We start from the raw sequence: 1,419 nt of genomic DNA on the forward strand, positions 1-1,419 counted from the left end.
ACCCGCCAGCCGATCGGCTGACGCAGCACCCCCGGCTCCCGGGTCGGGGCCAGGATAGAAATCGCCATCGCCGGCCGTGGCCGGCGACGTGGTGCGGTTTGCGTCCCGAGAATCCAATCCGCCCAGATCCCCCCGCGCCTCCCCGTCGCACGAAGTTTGCGCGGCCCTGCCTGAATTTTGAACGTCCGCTCCGCGGCCAGATCGCCGATGCTGTCATTGGCTTGAGGCGGCGGACATGGTCGATGAAAACCTTCATTCGCGTCGTTGAACTCTGGGTGCCGGACCGGACGCGCATGCGGCTGGAATTCGGCGGCGGCCTCTATGGCGAAGGGCTGTCCGCGTTCAAGGCCGTGAGCGAGAACTTGCGCTTCGGATACGACGAGGGCCTTCCCGGCAAGGCCTGGGCCAGCGGCCATCCCGTGATCCTCACCAAATTCGCCAACTCCTATTTCAAGCGGACCGATCAGGCGCTCGCGGCCGGCCTCACCTGCGGCGTAGCGGTGCCGGTGTTCTCAGGCGAATTCTTGCAGGCCGTCATGGTGCTGTTCTGCGGCGACGACGAGGCGCATGTCGGCGCGATCGAGCTCTGGCACAATGATCCCGATATCTCCCACGAGATGGGGCTCGTCGACGGCTACTATGGCACCGCCGACATGTTCGAATTCAACTCCCGCCACACCAGGTTTCCCCGCGGCTTTGGCCTGCCCGGACGCACCTGGAAAGCGGGCCTGCCCCTGATCATCAAGGACCTGCACAACGCCAGGAGTTTTCTGCGCTGGGAAGATGCAGCCGAAGTCGGCATCAATCTCGGCGTCGGCGTGCCCTATCGGACCGGCATCGACCAGACCTGGGTGCTGACATTTCTCTCCGCGCAGGCGACGCCCATTGCGCGACGCTTCGAGATCTGGGTGCCGAACGAGGCCCGTTCGGCACTGGTCTTTCGCGCCGCCGATTGCAGCGCGCAGACCGACCTTGCCGCGCTCTACGCGGACAAATCCATCGCCAGGGGCAACGGCAGCATCGGCGGAGCCTGGGCCACCGGCATGCCCGCACTCAACGACGATCTCGCGCATGACGGCTCAGCCGCGGCCGCAGAGGCCCGCGCGTCTGGACTGAGCCAGATGGTGGCCCTGCCGGTGATCGGGGCCGCCGGGCTCGACGCCGTGCTGGCCTGGTACCTGTAGCCCGTCCGATCAATCCTCAGCCTGCATGTCCGCCTCGGATGGTGTCGCGTCCCGGGTGCGGGGAGCCGGCGCCTGCGGCGCGAGGCTCGCGCCGAAATCGCCCTCGCCGGCGGTCGCCGGCGACCACGGGCGGTCGGTGCCTCTCGCCTTCACCGCCTGAACCGCAAAGCCGTCGCCGCGCCGTGTCAGCGCGAGCGCGCCTTGCGCGGCGAGACGCTGCCGGTCGACCACCATC

The 1,419-nt window shown here is 67.7% G+C and carries 1 protein-coding gene and 1 pseudogene; one reads left to right on the forward strand and one right to left on the reverse strand.

Annotation, left to right across the window (positions count from 1 at the left end):
- Positions 1-242: 242 nt before the first annotated feature.
- Positions 243-1,184, forward strand: coding sequence for a GAF domain-containing protein (locus tag AC1D00_RS41025; RefSeq protein ID WP_477014634.1), 942 nt, complete (start codon positions 243-245; stop codon positions 1,182-1,184).
- Positions 1,185-1,193: 9 nt separating this feature from the next.
- Here AC1D00_RS41025 and AC1D00_RS41030 read toward each other — a convergent pair.
- Positions 1,194-1,419: pseudogene (locus AC1D00_RS41030) on the reverse strand (ComEC/Rec2 family competence protein); the annotation flags it as partial.

The organism is Bradyrhizobium sp. P2_E8, assembly GCF_056403875.1.